Source organism: Streptomyces sp. NPDC127092, assembly GCF_042722475.1.
GTDB lineage: Bacteria > Actinomycetota > Actinomycetes > Streptomycetales > Streptomycetaceae > Streptomyces.
In genome coordinates, this window is the sequence record NZ_JBHXFE010000227.1 from 1 (window position 1) to 631 (window position 631).

At 68.8% G+C, this 631-nt stretch carries 1 protein-coding gene; it reads right to left on the reverse strand.

Annotated elements, in window-relative coordinates; all coding sequences use genetic code 11:
* Positions 1-631, reverse strand: a 631-nt coding sequence (locus ACFWJO_RS39155) for a proton-conducting transporter membrane subunit (protein ID WP_386872996.1), incomplete at both ends; no start/stop codon positions are given.

Here is a 631-nt window from a genome sequence, read left to right on the forward strand (position 1 = left end):
AGGCCGACCTTGCCGAGGAAGCCGGAGAACGGCGGGATGCCGCCGAGGTTGAGCGCGGGCACGAGGAACAGGACGCTCACGAACGGGGAGACCTTCGCCAGGGACCCGAGGCGGTCGATGTTCGCGGTGCCGGCGCGGTTCTCGATCAGGCCCGTGACGAGGAAGAGCGCGGTCTGCACGGTGATGTGGTGGGCCACGTAGTACACGGTGGCCGCCAGCCCCGCCTCCGTGGCCAGGCCCAGGCCGAAGATCATGTAGCCGATGTGGGAGACGAGGATGAAGGACAGGATGCGCTTGATGTCCGTCTGGGCCAGCGCGCCGAGGATGCCCACCACCATGGTCAGCGCGGCCACCACTAGCAGGAGCGCGTTGACGTGCTCCCCGGGGAAGAGCAGCGTCTCGGTGCGGATCATCGCGTATACGCCGACCTTGGTGAGCAGGCCCGCGAACACCGCGGTCACCGGGGCGGGCGCGGTGGGGTACGAGTCCGGCAGCCAGAAGGAGAGCGGGAACACGGCCGCCTTGATGCCGAAGCCCACCAGGAGCAGCACGTGCAGGACCATCTGCACGTCGGTGGGCAGTTCGCCCAGCTTCACGGCCAGGTCCGCCATGTTCACGGTGCCGGTGGCCG